The organism is Streptomyces sp. WAC 04229, from assembly GCF_003947455.1.
In the GTDB taxonomy this organism is placed as follows: Bacteria; Actinomycetota; Actinomycetes; order Streptomycetales; family Streptomycetaceae; genus Streptomyces.
In genome coordinates this window covers 12,950-28,903 of the sequence record NZ_QHJH01000083.1, presented here as the reverse complement: position 1 = coordinate 28,903, position 15,954 = coordinate 12,950, and the positions used below count along the sequence as shown (strand labels likewise).

General features: G+C 71.7%; 12 protein-coding genes and 1 pseudogene. All 13 read left to right on the top strand.

What is annotated here, in order from left to right; translation table 11 throughout:
* Positions 1-170: 170 nt before the first annotated feature.
* Positions 171-1,166, top strand: a pseudogene (gene nrtL / locus DMH12_RS21905) (ArgS-related anticodon-binding protein NrtL); the annotation flags it as partial.
* A gap of 25 nt (positions 1,167-1,191) precedes the next feature.
* Positions 1,192-2,583 carry a diaminopimelate decarboxylase gene (gene lysA, locus DMH12_RS21900; protein WP_125493196.1) on the top strand — a complete coding sequence of 464 codons (1,392 nt, stop codon included), beginning with the start codon at positions 1,192-1,194 and terminating at the stop codon, positions 2,581-2,583.
* Positions 2,584-2,753: 170 nt separating this feature from the next.
* Positions 2,754-4,046 (top strand): homoserine dehydrogenase, encoded by a 1,293-nt coding sequence (locus tag DMH12_RS21895; protein WP_185832463.1) that lies wholly within the window; start codon positions 2,754-2,756, stop codon positions 4,044-4,046.
* Positions 4,047-4,052: 6 nt separating this feature from the next.
* Positions 4,053-5,111 (top strand): threonine synthase, encoded by a 1,059-nt coding sequence (gene thrC, locus DMH12_RS21890; RefSeq protein ID WP_125493195.1) that lies wholly within the window; start codon positions 4,053-4,055, stop codon positions 5,109-5,111.
* 283 nt (positions 5,112-5,394) lie between these two features.
* Positions 5,395-6,324, top strand: a complete 930-nt coding sequence (gene thrB, locus DMH12_RS21885; protein WP_122616242.1) for a homoserine kinase — start codon at positions 5,395-5,397, stop codon at positions 6,322-6,324.
* 411 nt (positions 6,325-6,735) lie between these two features.
* On the top strand, positions 6,736-8,808 hold the full coding sequence (gene rho, locus DMH12_RS21880; protein WP_125493194.1) for a transcription termination factor Rho: 2,073 nt from the start codon (positions 6,736-6,738) through the stop codon (positions 8,806-8,808).
* A 281-nt stretch (positions 8,809-9,089) separates the two neighbouring features.
* Complete coding sequence (locus tag DMH12_RS21875; RefSeq protein WP_185832464.1) at positions 9,090-10,775, top strand: trypsin-like serine protease; 1,686 nt, start codon at positions 9,090-9,092, stop codon at positions 10,773-10,775.
* A 215-nt stretch (positions 10,776-10,990) separates the two neighbouring features.
* Entirely contained in the window at positions 10,991-12,136 is a 1,146-nt protein-coding gene (locus tag DMH12_RS21870) for an LCP family protein (protein WP_125493193.1), read from the top strand.
* Positions 12,137-12,272: 136 nt separating this feature from the next.
* Positions 12,273-12,497, top strand: a complete 225-nt coding sequence (rpmE, locus tag DMH12_RS21865) for a 50S ribosomal protein L31 (protein WP_064729851.1) — start codon at positions 12,273-12,275, stop codon at positions 12,495-12,497.
* 108 nt (positions 12,498-12,605) lie between these two features.
* Positions 12,606-13,682, top strand: coding sequence for a peptide chain release factor 1 (prfA, locus tag DMH12_RS21860; protein ID WP_125493192.1), 1,077 nt, complete (start codon positions 12,606-12,608; stop codon positions 13,680-13,682).
* Positions 13,683-13,733: 51 nt separating this feature from the next.
* Positions 13,734-14,579 carry a peptide chain release factor N(5)-glutamine methyltransferase gene (prmC, locus tag DMH12_RS21855; protein ID WP_125493191.1) on the top strand — a complete coding sequence of 282 codons (846 nt, stop codon included), beginning with the start codon at positions 13,734-13,736 and terminating at the stop codon, positions 14,577-14,579.
* 50 nt (positions 14,580-14,629) lie between these two features.
* Positions 14,630-15,277, top strand: coding sequence for an L-threonylcarbamoyladenylate synthase (locus DMH12_RS21850; protein ID WP_122616247.1), 648 nt, complete (start codon positions 14,630-14,632; stop codon positions 15,275-15,277).
* Entirely contained in the window at positions 15,274-15,954 is a 681-nt protein-coding gene (locus DMH12_RS21845; protein WP_125493190.1) for a protein-tyrosine-phosphatase, read from the top strand. Before DMH12_RS21850 ends, DMH12_RS21845 begins: the two co-directional genes overlap by 4 nt.

The window sequence follows — 15,954 nt, the reverse complement described above, 5'->3', positions numbered from 1 at the left end:
GACCTGTGCCGCCTCGTCTCCGCCGCCCACACCGCCGAGGCGGGCCCGCCGCTGCCCCGGGCCGACCACCCCGCCCCCGCCGGGGGCCGGGCCGAGCCCGACGGCCCGCCCCCCCGGTCGGTCCCTCGCCCCGGCCCCCAGCCGGCCCTCCCCCTCCGGGGGGCCGGCGGGGGCCCGGTGGGTGTGGTGACTACGCCACCGGCATCGCCCTGCAGCTGGCCCGGCCGGCCGGACAGCCGCCGTACCGGGTCGCCGAGGTGCTGCGGGCGCAGCTCACAGGAGCCGACGGCATCGCCGACGTCGTCCTCACCGGGCCCGGGTTTCTCAACATCAGCCTCCAGCGCGCCGCCCCGGCCGAGCTGGTCGCCGAGGTGCTGCGGCGCGGGTCACGGTACGGCCACCTCGACCCCGAGGGCGGAGACGGCGAACGGCGTCCCGTGCGGCTGCACTGCGAACACCACCCCCGCGCCCTCGTCGTCGCCGACGCCGCCGCCCGCATCCTGCGCTCCCAGGGCGCCCTCGCCCGCGTCAGCTGCACCGCCCCGCCCGCGCCGGAATGGACCGCCGTCCTCGGCGTACGTGTCGATGCCGAGGGGCCCGCGCCCGACGAGCCGGCCGTCCAGGTCAGGCCCGTGCCCGCCCCGGGCGACCCCCTGCCCCTCGGGCGGGACGCCGGACGCTGGGCGCTGCTCCACCCCGCCGCCCACGACCGGCCCCGGATCGGTGACGAGCACCTGGCCCAGCGTGAGGGCAACCCCCTCTTCCGTGTGCGCTACGCCCACGCCCGCACCCGCGCCCTCGCGCGCAACGCCGCCGACCTCGGCTTCGCCGCCGAGCCGGGGCCCGTGGAGGACGCGAACCAGAACGGGACACACGGGCACCGGACAAACGGGAACGGGACAAGCGCGCACGGGATCCACGCCCTGCTCGCCGACCACCCCCGCGTACTCGCCGCCGCCGCGGCCCACCACGCTCCCGACCGCCTCGCCCGGCACCTCGTCACCGTCGCCGATGCCGTACTGCCCTTCCTGCCCACCGTGCTGCCGCGCGGTGGGGAGAAACCCTCGGCCGCCCACCGTGCCCGGCTCGCCCTCGCCGAAGCCGCCGGGACGGTGCTGGCCGGCGGCCTGACCCTGCTCGGCATCGACGCACCCGACCACCTGTGAAGCCAGCGAGAGAGTCAGCGAAGAAATGAGCCGTTCCGCACACCCCGCCGGGCCCCGTCACGCCGACGTCCTCACCGAGGGGCACTATTCCGCGCCGCCCGCCGATCTCAACGCCCTCGACCCCAAGGTGTGGGCCCACACCGTCGGGCGGGACGCGGACGGTGCCGTCACCGTCGGGGGGATCGCCGTCACCCGGCTCGCCGAGGAGTACGGCACCCCCGCCTACATCCTCGACGAGGCCGACTTCCGGGAGCGAGCGCGGGCCTGGCGCACCGCCTTCGGGACCGACGCCGACGTCTTCTACGCAGGCAAGGCCTTCCTGTCGCGAGCCGTCGTGCGGTGGCTGGACGAGGAGGGGCTCAATCTCGACGTGTGCTCCGGCGGTGAGCTGGCCACCGCGCTGTCCGCGGGCATGCCCGCCGAGCGCATCGCCTTCCACGGCAACAACAAGTCTCCGCAGGAGATCGAGCGGGCCGTCACCGCGGGCGTCGGGCGGATCGTGCTCGACTCCTTCCAGGAGATCGTGCGCGTCGCCCACACCGCCGAGTCGCTGGGCAGGCGGCAGCGGGTGCAGATCCGTATCACCGTCGGCGTGGAGGCGCACACCCACGAGTTCATCGCCACCGCCCACGAGGACCAGAAGTTCGGCATCCCGCTGGCCGGCGGGCAGGCCGCGGAGGCCGTGCGCAGGGCTCTCCAGCTCGACGGGATCGAGCTGATCGGGATCCACTCCCACATCGGGTCGCAGATCTTCGACATGTCCGGGTTCGAGGTCGCCGCGCACCGGGTGGTCGGGCTGCTCAAGGACATCCGCGACGAGCACGGGGTCGAGCTGCCGGAGATCGACTTGGGCGGCGGGCTCGGGATCGCGTACACGAGCGACGACGATCCGCGTGAGCCGCACGAGATCGCCAAGGCGCTGACCGAGATCGTGACGAGGGAGTGCGAGAACGCGCGGCTGCGCACGCCGCGGATCTCCGTCGAGCCCGGGCGGGCCATCGTGGGCCCGACCGCCTTCACGCTCTACGAGGTCGGCACCGTCAAGCCGCTCGACGGGCTGCGGACGTACGTCTCCGTGGACGGGGGGATGTCGGACAACATCCGGACCGCGCTCTACGACGCCGAGTACAGCGTCGCCCTCGCCTCCCGCACCTCCGACGCCGAGCCGATGCTGGCCCGCGTCGTCGGCAAGCACTGCGAGAGCGGGGACATCGTGGTGAAGGACGCCTTCCTGCCGGGAGACCTGGCCCCCGGTGACCTGATCGCCGTACCGGCGACGGGCGCGTACTGCCGCTCCATGGCCAGCAACTACAACCACGTGCTGCGCCCGCCGGTCGTCGCCGTGCGGGACGGCGAGGCGCGGGTCATCGTGCGGCGTGAGACCGAGGAGGACCTGCTGCGTCTCGACGTCGGCTGAGAGCCGAGGTCAGGGGGGCCAGGGAGGGAAGGCGGGCGCGGGCGAAGATCTTTCGTTCCGGGCCCGTCCGAAAATGAAATAAACGTCTCACGATCCGGACGAAAGGCAGAAAATCCCGTCCGGTGCGTGAGACTGGTCCAACCGTAGACGGTATGAGGAAACGAGGTCGGATGATGCGTACGCGTCCGCTGAAGGTGGCGCTGCTGGGCTGTGGTGTGGTCGGCTCAGAGGTGGCGCGCATCATGACGACGCACGCCGACGACCTCGCCGCCCGCATCGGGGCGCCGGTGGAGCTCGCGGGCGTGGCCGTGCGGCGGCCGGACCGGGTGCGCGAGGGCATCGACCCCGCCCTCGTCACCACCGACGCCACCGCCCTGGTCAAGCGCGGGGACATCGACGTCGTCGTCGAGGTCATCGGCGGCATCGAGCCCGCCCGGACCCTCATCACCACCGCCTTCGAGCACGGCGCCTCCGTCGTCTCCGCCAACAAGGCGCTCATCGCCCAGGACGGCGCCTCGCTGCACGCCGCGGCCGACGAGCACGGCAAGGACCTGTACTACGAGGCCGCCGTCGCCGGTGCCATCCCGCTGATCCGGCCGCTGCGCGAGTCGCTCGCCGGCGACAAGGTCAACCGGGTGCTCGGCATCGTCAACGGGACGACCAACTTCATCCTCGACGCCATGGACACCACGGGCGCCGGATACCAGGAAGCGCTCGACGAGGCCACCGCCCTCGGGTACGCGGAGGCCGACCCGACCGCCGACGTCGAGGGCTTCGACGCCGCCGCCAAGGCCGCCATCCTCGCCGGGATCGCCTTCCACACGCGCGTGCGCCTCGACGACGTCTACCGCGAGGGCATGACCGAGGTCACCGCCGCCGACTTCGCCTCCGCCAAGGAGATGGGCTGCACCATCAAGCTGCTGGCCATCTGCGAGCGGGCGGCGCACGGGGGATCGGTCACCGCGCGCGTGCATCCCGCGATGATCCCGCTCAGCCATCCGCTGGCCAACGTGCGCGAGGCCTACAACGCCGTCTTCGTGGAGTCCGACGCCGCGGGGCAGCTCATGTTCTACGGGCCCGGCGCCGGCGGTTCGCCGACCGCGTCGGCCGTACTCGGCGATCTCGTCGCCGTCTGCCGCAACCGGCTGGGTGGCGCGACCGGACCCGGCGAGTCCGCGTACGCCGCACTGCCCGTGTCGCCGATGGGCGAGGTCGTCACGCGCTACCACATCAGCCTCGACGTGGCCGACAAACCGGGCGTGCTCGCCCAGGTCGCGACCGTGTTCGCGGAGCACGGTGTCTCCATCGACACCGTGCGGCAGTCCGGCAAGGACGGCGAGGCATCCCTCGTCGTCGTCACCCACCGTGCGTCCGACGCCGCCCTCGGCGGTACGGTCGAGGCGCTGCGCAAGCTCGACACCGTGCGGGGTGTCGCCAGCATCATGCGGGTTGAAGGAGAGTAACCAGCAATGACCCACCAGTGGCGCGGAATCATCGAGGAGTACCGGGACCGGCTGCCCGTCTCCGACAGCACGCCCGTCGTGACGCTCCGCGAGGGCGGCACGCCGCTCGTGCCCGCACAGGTGCTCTCCGAGCGCACGGGCTGCGAGGTCCACCTCAAGGTCGAGGGGGCGAACCCGACGGGGTCCTTCAAGGACCGCGGCATGACCATGGCCATCAGCAAGGCCAAGGAGGAGGGCGCGCAGGCCGTCATCTGCGCGTCCACCGGCAACACCTCCGCCAGCGCCGCCGCGTACGGCGTGCGCGCGGGCATGGTGTCCGCCGTGCTCGTGCCGCAGGGCAAGATCGCGCTCGGCAAGATGGGCCAGGCCCTCGTGCACGGCGCGAAGATCCTCCAGGTCGACGGCAACTTCGACGACTGCCTCACGCTGGCCCGCGCGCTCAGCGACAACTACCCGGTGGCGCTGGTCAATTCGGTCAACCCGGTGCGTATCGAGGGGCAGAAGACGGCCGCCTTCGAGATCGTGGACATGCTCGGCGACGCGCCCGACATACACGTCCTGCCGGTCGGCAACGCGGGCAACATCACCGCGTACTGGAAGGGGTACCGCGAGTACGCCGCCGACGGGGTCAGCACCAGGACGCCCCGCATGTGGGGGTTCCAGGCCTCCGGCAGCGCCCCGATCGTGCGCGGCGAGGTCGTCAAGGACCCGTCGACCATCGCCACCGCCATCCGGATCGGCAACCCGGCCTCGTGGGACCTCGCGCTCGCCGCGCGGGACGAGTCCGGCGGCGCCATCGACGAGGTGACGGACCGTGAGATCCTGCGGGCCTACCGGCTGTTGGCCTCCCAGGAGGGCGTCTTCGTGGAGCCCGCGTCCGCCGCGTCGGTGGCCGGTCTGCTGAAGGCCGCCGAGCTGGGCAGGGTCGACCCGGGCCAGCGCATCGTCTGCACCGTCACCGGCAACGGTCTGAAGGACCCGGACTGGGCCGTCGCCGGCGCCCCGCAGCCGGTCACCGTCCCGGTCGACGCGGCGACGGCGGCCGAGCGTCTCGGCCTGGTCTGAGCCGGCGACGCCACCCCCGCCGGCGTACGAGGGCGTAAGCGACGTCCGGCCGGGAACGTCACTTATGGGGGGTGCACAGGGGGCTTGCGACACGCATCGTGCGCCTCCTGTGCGCCCTATGTCGCCACGGAACCTTCCTTCGATAGGCTGTACCCGAACCCGCCTGCCGCATATGCCGCCCAGCCCGCGCCGGCAGCGGCGGCCACGAAGGTTCCGTACGTCATCGGATGCCAGATCGAACGTCATTCGACAACCCACGCAGCTCAAGGAGAGTCATCGAGAGATGGCCGGTCCAGCGTTCCGCGCCGCCGCCGTCAGGGTGCGCGTCCCCGCAACCAGCGCCAACCTCGGCCCGGGCTTCGACGCCCTCGGTCTCGCGCTGGGCTTGTACGACGACGTGGTCGTCCGGGTGGCCGACTCCGGGCTGCACATCGACATCGCCGGTGAGGGCAGCGAGACGCTGCCGCGCGACGAGAAGCACCTCCTGATCCGCTCCCTGCGCACCGCCTTCGACCTCCTGGGCGGACAGCCCCGCGGTCTGGAGATCGTCTGCGCCAACCGCATCCCGCACGGACGCGGCCTCGGCTCCTCCTCCGCCGCCATCTGCGCCGGCATCGTCGCCGCGCGCGCGGTGACCATAGGCGGCGAGGCCCGCCTCGACGACGCCGCGCTGCTCGACCTCGCCACCGAGATCGAGGGCCACCCCGACAACGTGGCGGCCTGTCTGCTGGGCGGCTTCACCCTGTCCTGGATGGAGTCCGGCGCGGCCCGCGCGATCAGGATGGAGCCCGCCGATTCCATCGTTCCGGTGGTTTTCGTGCCCGGAAAGCCGGTACTGACGGAGACGGCGCGCGGACTGCTCCCGCGCCACGTCCCGCACGTCGACGCCGCCACCAACGCCGGCCGTGCCGCGCTGCTCGTCGAGGCCCTGACCAGGCGCCCCGAGCTGCTGCTTCCGGCCACCGAGGACCGCCTCCACCAGGAGTACCGCGCACCGGCCATGCCGGAGAGCGCGGCGCTGGTGGAACGGCTGCGAGGCGACGGCATCCCCGCGGTGATCTCGGGTGCCGGACCCACCGTGATGGCCCTGGCCGACGCCGACACGGCCGACAAGGTCGAGGCGTTGGCCGGGACGGACTGGGCGGCCAACCGGCTGAGCCTGGACCAGCAGGGCGCGAGCGTGCTGCCTCTGGCAACCCCCGGTGACATCTAGACGCGGAGGGTTGCCGGATTTCGAGAGGGGGAATGTTTGTTGGATCCGGTAGTGTTAACCTCAAGTCTGCACCCGACCCCACCATGGCGAGGTGCCTCGTGTCCCCGTCCGGGACAGACATCCTTCCGGGAGCCCCCCAAGTCGCACTGTGTGGTGGATGTCGTACGTGAGCAGTACGACCGACACGGACACTGAGCGACCCGCCGGGCACGCTTCGGAACCGGTGCGACCACGCCGCGTGTCACAGACATTGGGTGCCACGGCCAGGGGGCGCGCCATCACCAGATATCTCTTCCGCCGTTCAGGCGGACCACCGCCCCGGCACGGTTCGCACAGCAAGGACCGAAGCCGGACAGCACAACCGGTCGCCGAGCCAGACAGGCCGACGTCCGCTCCAGGGAAGGACCCTTCGTGAGCGACACCACCGATCTGATGGGCGCACGTGTCGAGGAGACCGCTGCCGCGCCCGCCACGGACGCCTCCGCGCCTGCCAGCGGTGCCGGCTCCCGGCGGCGCCGCGGTACCGGCCTCGAGGGCATGGTGCTGGCCGAGCTGCAACAGGTCGCATCCGGCCTCGGCATCAGGGGCACCGCGCGTATGCGCAAGAGCCAGCTGATCGAGGTCATCAAGGAGGCGCAGGCCGCCGGGGGCGCCCCCGCCAAGGCCGCGCCCGCCGCGGACGCCGCCGGCGAGACCAAGCCGAAGCGCCGCAGCACCTCCCGGGCCCGTACGGGCGACGAGGCCCCCGCAGAGAAGGCGGAGAAGGCCGGCAAGGCCGCGAAGAAGGCGGACAAGACGACCGCCGACCAGGCCGCCGCCCAGCAGCAGATCGACATCCCCGGTCAGCCGTCCAAGGTCTCGCCCGCCGCCGACCAGTCCGGTGCCGCCGGTGACGACGCCCCCTCCGAGCGCCGTCGTCGCCGCGCCACCGCCGACGCGGGCAGCCCGTCCGCCGAGACGGTCGCCGTCGAGACCCGCGAGCCGAAGGGCGACGCGGCCCAGCAGTCGCAGGGTCAGCAGCAGAGCCAGGGCGACGGCCGCTCCGACGGCGAGGGCGGCGAAGGCCGCCGCCGCGACCGCCGTGACCGTGGTGACCGCGGCGACCGCGGCGACCGCGGTGACCGTGGCGACCGCGGGCGCGATCGCCGCAACAAGGGCGACGACCAGCAGGGCCAGGGCGGTGGCCAGCAGCGCCAGCAGCAGGGCGGCGGCCGCCAGGACCGTCAGCAGGACGACGGCTACGACGACGACGGCGGAGGCCGCCGGGGCCGTCGCGGCCGCTACCGCGACCGCCGGGGCCGTCGCGGACGCGACGAGATCCAGGAGCCGCAGATCAACGAGGACGACGTCCTCATCCCGGTCGCCGGCATCCTCGACATCCTCGACAACTACGCGTTCATCCGGACCTCCGGCTACCTGCCCGGACCCAACGACGTGTACGTCTCCCTCGCCCAGGTCCGCAAGAACGGCCTGCGCAAGGGCGACCACCTCACCGGTGCCGTGCGCCAGCCCAAGGAGGGCGAGCGCCGCGAGAAGTTCAACGCGCTGGTGCGCCTGGACTCGGTCAACGGCATGGCACCCGAACACGGCCGCGGACGGCCGGAGTTCAACAAGCTGACGCCGCTGTACCCGCAGGACCGCCTCCGCCTGGAGACGGACCCCGGGGTCCTCACCACCCGCATCATCGACCTCGTCGCGCCCATCGGTAAGGGGCAGCGCGGTCTGATCGTGGCCCCGCCGAAGACCGGCAAGACCATGATCATGCAGGCGATCGCCAACGCGATCACGCACAACAACCCCGAGTGCCACCTGATGGTCGTCCTCGTCGACGAGCGTCCGGAAGAGGTCACCGACATGCAGCGGTCGGTGAAGGGCGAGGTCATCTCCTCGACCTTCGACCGCCCGGCCGAGGACCACACCACGGTCGCCGAGCTGGCCATCGAGCGCGCCAAGCGCCTCGTGGAGCTGGGTCACGACGTCGTCGTGCTGCTCGACTCGATCACCCGCCTGGGCCGTGCGTACAACCTCGCCGCCCCGGCCTCCGGCCGCATCCTGTCCGGTGGTGTCGACTCGACCGCCCTGTACCCGCCGAAGCGCTTCTTCGGTGCGGCCCGCAACATCGAGGACGGCGGCTCGCTGACCATCCTCGCCACCGCGCTGGTGGACACCGGGTCCCGCATGGACGAGGTCATCTTCGAGGAGTTCAAGGGCACCGGCAACGCCGAGCTGAAGCTCGACCGGAAGCTCGCCGACAAGCGCATCTTCCCCGCGGTGGACGTCGACGCGTCCGGCACCCGCAAGGAGGAGATCCTGCTCGGCAACGAGGAGCTGGCGGTCACCTGGAAGCTCCGCCGGGTGCTGCACGCCCTCGACCAGCAGCAGGCGATCGAGCTCCTCCTCGACAAGATGAAGCAGACCAAGTCGAACGGCGAGTTCCTGATGCAGATCCAGAAGACGACCCCGACGCCCGGCAACGGCGACTGACGTCTTCGCACCACCCAGGGCCGCCCGCGTCACACCGTGACGCGGGCGGCCCTGCGTTTTCCCTGGAACAGGTGTACGATCACGGCTTCTCGAGGGTGCGGCGTCCGGGGGGATCAGCCGGCGCCGTGACCGCTCGACTCGCCTCTTTCTCATCTCCTGGGGGGACTTGAGTGAGCACATCCCTGTCCGCGTCCGACCGGCCCCGCCGCCGCAGACGCAGGACCAGCCTCGCCCTGCCCGCGCTCGCCACGGGCGTGGCCGCAGTACTGGCCGCGGCGCTGATGACGTCGTCGGCCACGGCCGCACCCGCCCTGCCGGGCCCGGCCTTCGAGCCGGCCGCCAGAACGGTGCCACAGGCCGAACTGGAGCGGCGTGTCGCCGGCGCCGTCGCCGGTGACGACAAGGCCGGCCAGGGCACCGGCAAGGCCCAGCGCGGCGACACCACCGGTGCCGCCGCCATCGATCCGAAGATCATCGGCGGCACCGAGACCGGTATCTCGACCGCTCCCTGGATGGCGCAGCTCTGGTACTTCGACGACCGCGGCAACGACAACGCGGGCGACGACATCGGCTTCTTCTGCGGCGGCACCGTCATCGCGCCGACGAAGATCCTCACCGCAGCGCACTGCGTCCAGGGCTACAACTGGAACGCCAACGGAGCCGTCGTCACCGGCACCGCGCAGCTGGCGACGGACGGTGACCTGCACGGCGGCACCGTGTCCGGCGTGTGGCGGCAGTGGAACCACCCGTCGTACAACGCGGTGACCATCGACAACGACATGGCGCTGCTGACCCTGCCGAACCCGGTCTCGGCCAAGCCGATCCCGATGACGACGGCCGACGACACGGCTTCCTACCGGGCCGGCACCAGCGCCAAGGTGTACGGCTGGGGGCGCACCAGCTCCACCTCCGACGAGATCTCCGACGTACTGAAGACGGCGACGCTGCCGATCCGGTCCGACGCCACCTGCGCCGCGGCCTGGGGAGCCGACTTCGTCAAGGGGCACATGGTCTGCGCGGGTGAGCCCGCGACCGGCTCGGACGAGGGCACCGTCACTGCCTGCAACGGCGACTCCGGTGGTCCCCTGGTCGTCGGCGGGCGCGTCGTGGGCGTCGTCTCCTGGGGCGTGGAGGACTGCGTCGCCCGAGGCGCGTACGGTGTCTTCGCCAAGGTCAGCACCTTTGCCGGTATCACCTACCCACGGGTGGAGGACACCGACATCAGCGGTGACGGGCGCGCCGACCTGTGGCTGCGCCAGGCGTCCAGCAAGGTCGGCTACTCCCAGCTCTCGCGAGGCACCTCCTTCGCCGCCCGTGAGGCCTGGGGCGACTGGAGCGGCGTGAACCTGGTCGTGCAGACCGACCTCGACCGGGACGGCTACCAGGACCTGCTCAACCGGGGCCTGGGCGGCGAGCTGGTCTGGACGCACTACCAGCCGTCCACCCAGTCCTGGTCGCACCGGACCCTGGCGACCGGCTGGGGCAGCCGCAAGCAGATCCTCGTACCGGGTGACCTGACCGGCGACACCCTGCCCGACCTGCTCTCCCTCGACTCCTCGAACACCCTGTGGCTCTACCCGGGCCGCGGCAACGGCTACTTCGCCGGACGCGTCCAGGTGACCACCGGCCTGACCGCGTACAACCAATTGCGCGGCCACGGTGACTTCACCGGCGACGGCAAGGCGGACCTGCTCGGCCGTGCCTGGAACGGAGATCTCTACCTGTACCCGGGGACCGGGAAGGCCGCGAGCGCCTTCACTTCCCGCGTCAAGCTGCGCGGCTGGCCCGAGGTGAAGACCGTCGTCTCGCCCGGCGACGTGAACGGCGACGGGAGGGCCGACGTCCTGGCCGTCACGAAGTACGGGAACATGTACCTGTACCGCGGTACCGGGAAGTCCGGATCCGCGACCTTCGCCACAGCCGTGAAGGTCGGCGGCGGGTACGGCAGCTACGACATCCTCAGCTGAAACCCCAGGTGACCGCCTGATTCACTGCTCCTCTCACCACGCTCTGTGCCCGGATCACTACGAGTCGGGCACAGAGCGTTGTGCAACCCTGTCCCGAGTTCCCCCGTCTCAGCTATGGGGGGACGATGGTGAGGTACCGGTGCAAACCGCCGGAACCGACCGACCCCGACCCTGAGCGCAGGGGGTAGACCGACCGGACGAACACTGAGGAGCCCATGTCAGCCGAGAGCACGCCGGACCCCGCGATACCCGGCCCCGGAGAGTCCAGTGGCACCGGACCCGGTCGCCGGGGCAAGGGCCGCCGCCGCAAGCCCAAGGCCAAGCGGCGCAAGGCCCTGCTCGTCGCCGCCTGGAGCGCCGCGGGCATCGTGGTACTGGGCGGCACCGGCGCGGGAGTCCTGTACTTCAAGCTGAACGGCAACCTCACCAGCGTCGACATCGACCAGGCACTCGGCGCCGACCGGCCCGACAAGGCCGACAACGGCTCCGAGAACATCCTGGTGCTCGGCTCGGACACCCGCGCCGGCGGCAACGACAAGCTCGGCGGCGGCACCGACGACGGCACCGCCCGTTCGGACACGGCGATGATCGTGCACGTCCACAAGGGCCACAAGAAGGCCAGCGTGGTCTCCATCCCCCGGGACACCCTCATCGACCGCCCCGCGTGCGGCGGCACCAACGGCGACGAGCAGCCCGCCGCCAAGGACGTGATGTTCAATTCCGCCTACTCCACCGGTGGCGCCGCCTGTGCCGTGAAGACCGTCGAGTCGATCAGCGGCCTGCGCATGGACCACTACCTGGAGGTCGACTTCAGCGGCTTCCAGAACCTCATCGACGACCTCGGCGGCGTCGAGGTCACCACCACCGAGAGCATCAAGGACCCCGACAGCCACCTGGACCTCACCGCCGGGACCCACACCCTCGACGGCGAGCAGGCGCTCGGCCTGGTCCGCACCCGGCACGGCGTCGGCGACGGCTCCGACCTCGGCCGCATCCAGCTCCAGCAGGCCTTCGTCAAGGCCCTGGTCGAGCAGGTCAAGAACGTCGGCGTGCTCGGCAACCCGAAGAAGCTGTACGACCTCGCCGACACCGCGACCAAGACCGTGACCACCGACTCCGAGCTGGGCTCGGTGAACTCCCTGATGTCCTTCGCGAGCGGCCTCAAGGGCATCGGTCCCGAGGGCATGAACATGGTCACGATGCCGGTGGTCTACGACCCCGCGGACGCCAACCGGGTCCTGATGGAGAAGGGCAAGGCCCAGCAGGTCTGGACGGCCCTGAAGAACGACCGGCCGATCCCCGCGAGCGCCACCGAGGGCACCGCGGCCGGCGGGGCCAAGGGCGTCGTGAACGCCTCCTGAGCGCCTCGGAATAGATGACGGCCGCCCCCGGTTTTGGGGAGTGACCCCAGTCCTGGCAGACTGGTACGTCGGCTCCGGTTCACGCTCCCGCATCCCGCGGCGGCGACCCGGCGCCCTCCCGAACCTAGGAGACACCTTGAAGCGCGACATCCACCCCGAGTACGTCGAGACGCAGGTCAGCTGCACCTGCGGCGCGTCGTTCACCACCCGCAGCACCATCGAGTCCGGCACCGTCCGCGCCGAGGTCTGCTCCGAGTGCCACCCGTTCTACACGGGCAAGCAGAAGATCCTCGACACCGGTGGCCGCGTGGCCCGCTTCGAGGCCCGCTTCGGCAAGGCTTCCGCCGGCTCCAAGAAGTAGCGAGCCCCCAACCGCCGGTCCACGGCCGCATCCCCCGACCGGGGGAGCGCCGGGACCGGCGTTTTTGGTCGCCCGCCTTCCCCTTCCCCCGCAGTGCAGGAGCCCAAGATGTTCGAGGCCGTCGAGGAACTCGTCGCCGAGCACGCCGACCTGGAGACGAAGCTCGCCGACCCGTCGGTCCACTCCGACCAGGCCAACGCCCGCAAGCTGAACAAGCGTTACGCCGAGCTGACCCCGATCGTCGCCACGTTCCGCTCCTGGAAGCAGACGGGCGACGACATCGAGACCGCGCGCGAGCTGGCCGCCGACGACCCCGACTTCGCCGCCGAGGTCAAGGAGCTGGACAAGCAGCGCGAGGAGCTCACCGAGAAGCTCCGCCTCCTGCTCGTCCCGCGCGACCCCAGCGACGACAAGGACGTCATCCTGGAGATCAAGGCCGGCGCGGGCGGCGACGAGTCCGCCCTGTTCGCCGGTGACCTGCTGCGCATGTACCTGCGCTACGCCGAGCGGGTCGGCTGGAAGACCGAGGTCATCGACTCCACCGAGTCCGAGCTGGGCGGCTACAAGGACGTCCAGGTCGCCGTGAAGACCAAGGGCGGCCAGGGCGCCACCGAGCCGGGCCAGGGTGTCTGGGCGCGGCTGAAGTACGAGGGCGGCGTGCACCGCGTGCAGCGGGTGCCGGCGACCGAGTCCCAGGGCCGGATCCACACCTCCGCGGCCGGCGTGCTCGTCACGCCCGAGGCCGAGGAGATCGACGTCGAGATCAACCCCAACGACCTGCGCATCGACGTCTACCGCTCCTCCGGACCCGGCGGTCAGTCCGTCAACACCACCGACTCCGCCGTGCGCATCACGCACATCCCGACCGGGGTCGTCGCCTCCTGCCAGAACGAGAAGAGCCAGCTGCAGAACAAGGAGCAGGCGATGCGTATCCTGCGCTCCAGGCTGCTCGCGGCCGCGCAGGAGGAGGCGGAGAAGGAGGCGGCGGACGCCCGGCGCAGCCAGGTCCGCACCGTCGACCGCTCCGAGAAGATCCGTACGTACAACTTCCCGGAGAACCGCATCTCGGACCACCGCGTCGGCTTCAAGGCGTACAACCTGGACCAGGTCCTGGACGGCGACCTCGACTCGGTGATCCAGGCCTGCGTCGACGCCGACTCGGCCGCCAAGCTCGCCGCGGCGTAAACACCGCCGCACCACCCGCACCGGACCACAGCTCAGCCCCGGAGGACCAGCGTGAACCTGCTGCTCATGGAGGTGGCCCAGGCCACCCAGCGGCTGGCCGACGCCGGCGTGCCCTCACCGCGCACCGACGCGGAGGAACTCGCCGCGTACCTGCACGGCGTCAAGCGGGGCGAGCTGCACACCGTGCCGGACGCGGAGTTCGACGCCCGCTACTGGGAGGTCGTCGCCCGCCGCGAGGCGCGCGAGCCGCTCCAGCACATCACCGGCCGCGCCTACTTCCGCTACCTGGAGCTCCAGGTGGGCCCCGGCGTCTTCGTGCCCCGCCCCGAGACCGAGTCCGTCGTCGGCTGGGCCATAGACGCGGTGCGCGCCATGGACGTGGTGGAACCCTGCATCGTGGACCTGTGCACCGGCTCCGGCGCCATCGCGCTCGCGCTCGCCCAGGAGGTGCCCCGCTCGCGCGTGTACGCCGTGGAGCTGTCCGAGGACGCGCTCAGGTGGACCCGCAAGAACATGGAGGGGTCCAGGGTCGAGCTGCGCCAGGGAGACGCCCTGGCGGCCTTCCCGGACCTCGACGGCCAGGTCGACCTGGTCGTCTCCAACCCGCCGTACATCCCGCTCACCGAGTGGGAGTACGTCGCACCCGAGGCCCGCGACCACGATCCCCAGATGGCCCTGTTCTCCGGCGAGGACGGCCTCGACCTGATCCGCGGCCTGGAACGCACCGCGCACCGCCTGCTGCGCCCCGGCGGCGTGGTCGTCGTCGAGCACGCCGACACCCAGGGCGGCCAGGTGCCGTGGATCTTCACCGAGGAGCGGGGCTGGGCCGACGCGGCCGACCACCCCGACCTCAACAACCGCCCGCGGTTCGCGACCGCCCGCAAGGCACTGCCGTGAGCACCGCCCCGACTTCCATCCCGCAGTACGTGTACGAGGAGGCCCGCTAAATGGCACGGCGATACGACACCAACGACGCGACCGACCGAGTGACCGGTCTGCGCGAGGCCGCGTCCGCCGTCCGCCGTGGCGAGCTCGTGGTGCTCCCGACGGACACGGTGTACGGCATCGGCGCCGACGCGTTCTCCGGGGAGGCCGTCGCCGACCTGCTGGACGCCAAGGGCCGCGGCCGCAACATGCCCACGCCCGTCCTCATCGGCTCCCCGAACACCCTGCACGGCCTGGTCACCGACTTCTCCGAGCTGGCCTGGGAGCTGGTCGACGCCTTCTGGCCGGGCGCGCTGACGCTGGTCGCCAAGCACCAGCCGTCCCTCCAGTGGGACCTCGGCGACACCCGCGGCACGGTCGCCGTGCGCATGCCGCTGCACCCCGTCGCCATCGAGCTGCTCACCGAGTTCGGCCCCATGGCCGTCTCCTCCGCCAACCTCACCGGGCACCCGGCGCCCGAGGACTGCGACGCCGCCCAGCAGATGCTCGGCGACTCCGTCTCCGTCTACCTCGACGGCGGCCCCACCCCCGGCAACGTCCCGTCGTCCATCGTCGACGTCACCCGCGAGGTGCCGGTGCTGCTGCGCGCGGGCGCGCTCTCCGCCGAGGAGCTGCGCAAGGTGGTACCCGACCTCGAGGTGGCGAATTGACGGCCCCTGGGACGGGGCGTGGCATAGGCAACGGCGAACGTGCCGCGGAGATCACGACGACGTTCGTCGGGCTTCCGCGCGACAGCTTCCGCATCCTCCACGTCAGCACCGGCAACGTCTGCCGCTCGCCCATCACCGAGCGGCTGACCCGGCATTTCGTGACGGAGCGGCTCGGCGTGCTGGGCGGCGGCCTCATCGTGGAGAGCGCGGGCACCTGGGGCCACGAGGGCGCGCCGATGGAGGCGAACGCGGAGACGGTCCTCGCGGACTTCGGCGCGGACGCGGCCGGGTTCACCGGACGTGAGCTGCTCGACGAGCACGTGATCCGCGCGGACCTGGTGCTCACCGCCACACGGGACCACCGGGCGCAGGTCATCTCCATGGGCCACTCGGCCGGACTGCGCACCTTCACCCTCAAGGAGTTCACCCGCCTGGTCAACGCCATCGACCCGGCGACGCTGCCGTCCCTGGAGGAGGGCGTGGTCACCCGGGCGCGCGCCCTGGTCCGCGCGGCGGCGGCGCTGCGCGGGTGGCTGCTGGCGCCCACGGCGGAGGCGGACGAGGTGTACGACCCCTACGGCGCCCCGCTGCCCTTCTTCCGCTCGGTGGGCGACGAGATACACCAGGCACTGGACCCTGTGGTGACGGCGCTGACGGGGGTCGCGGCGCGGGCGTAG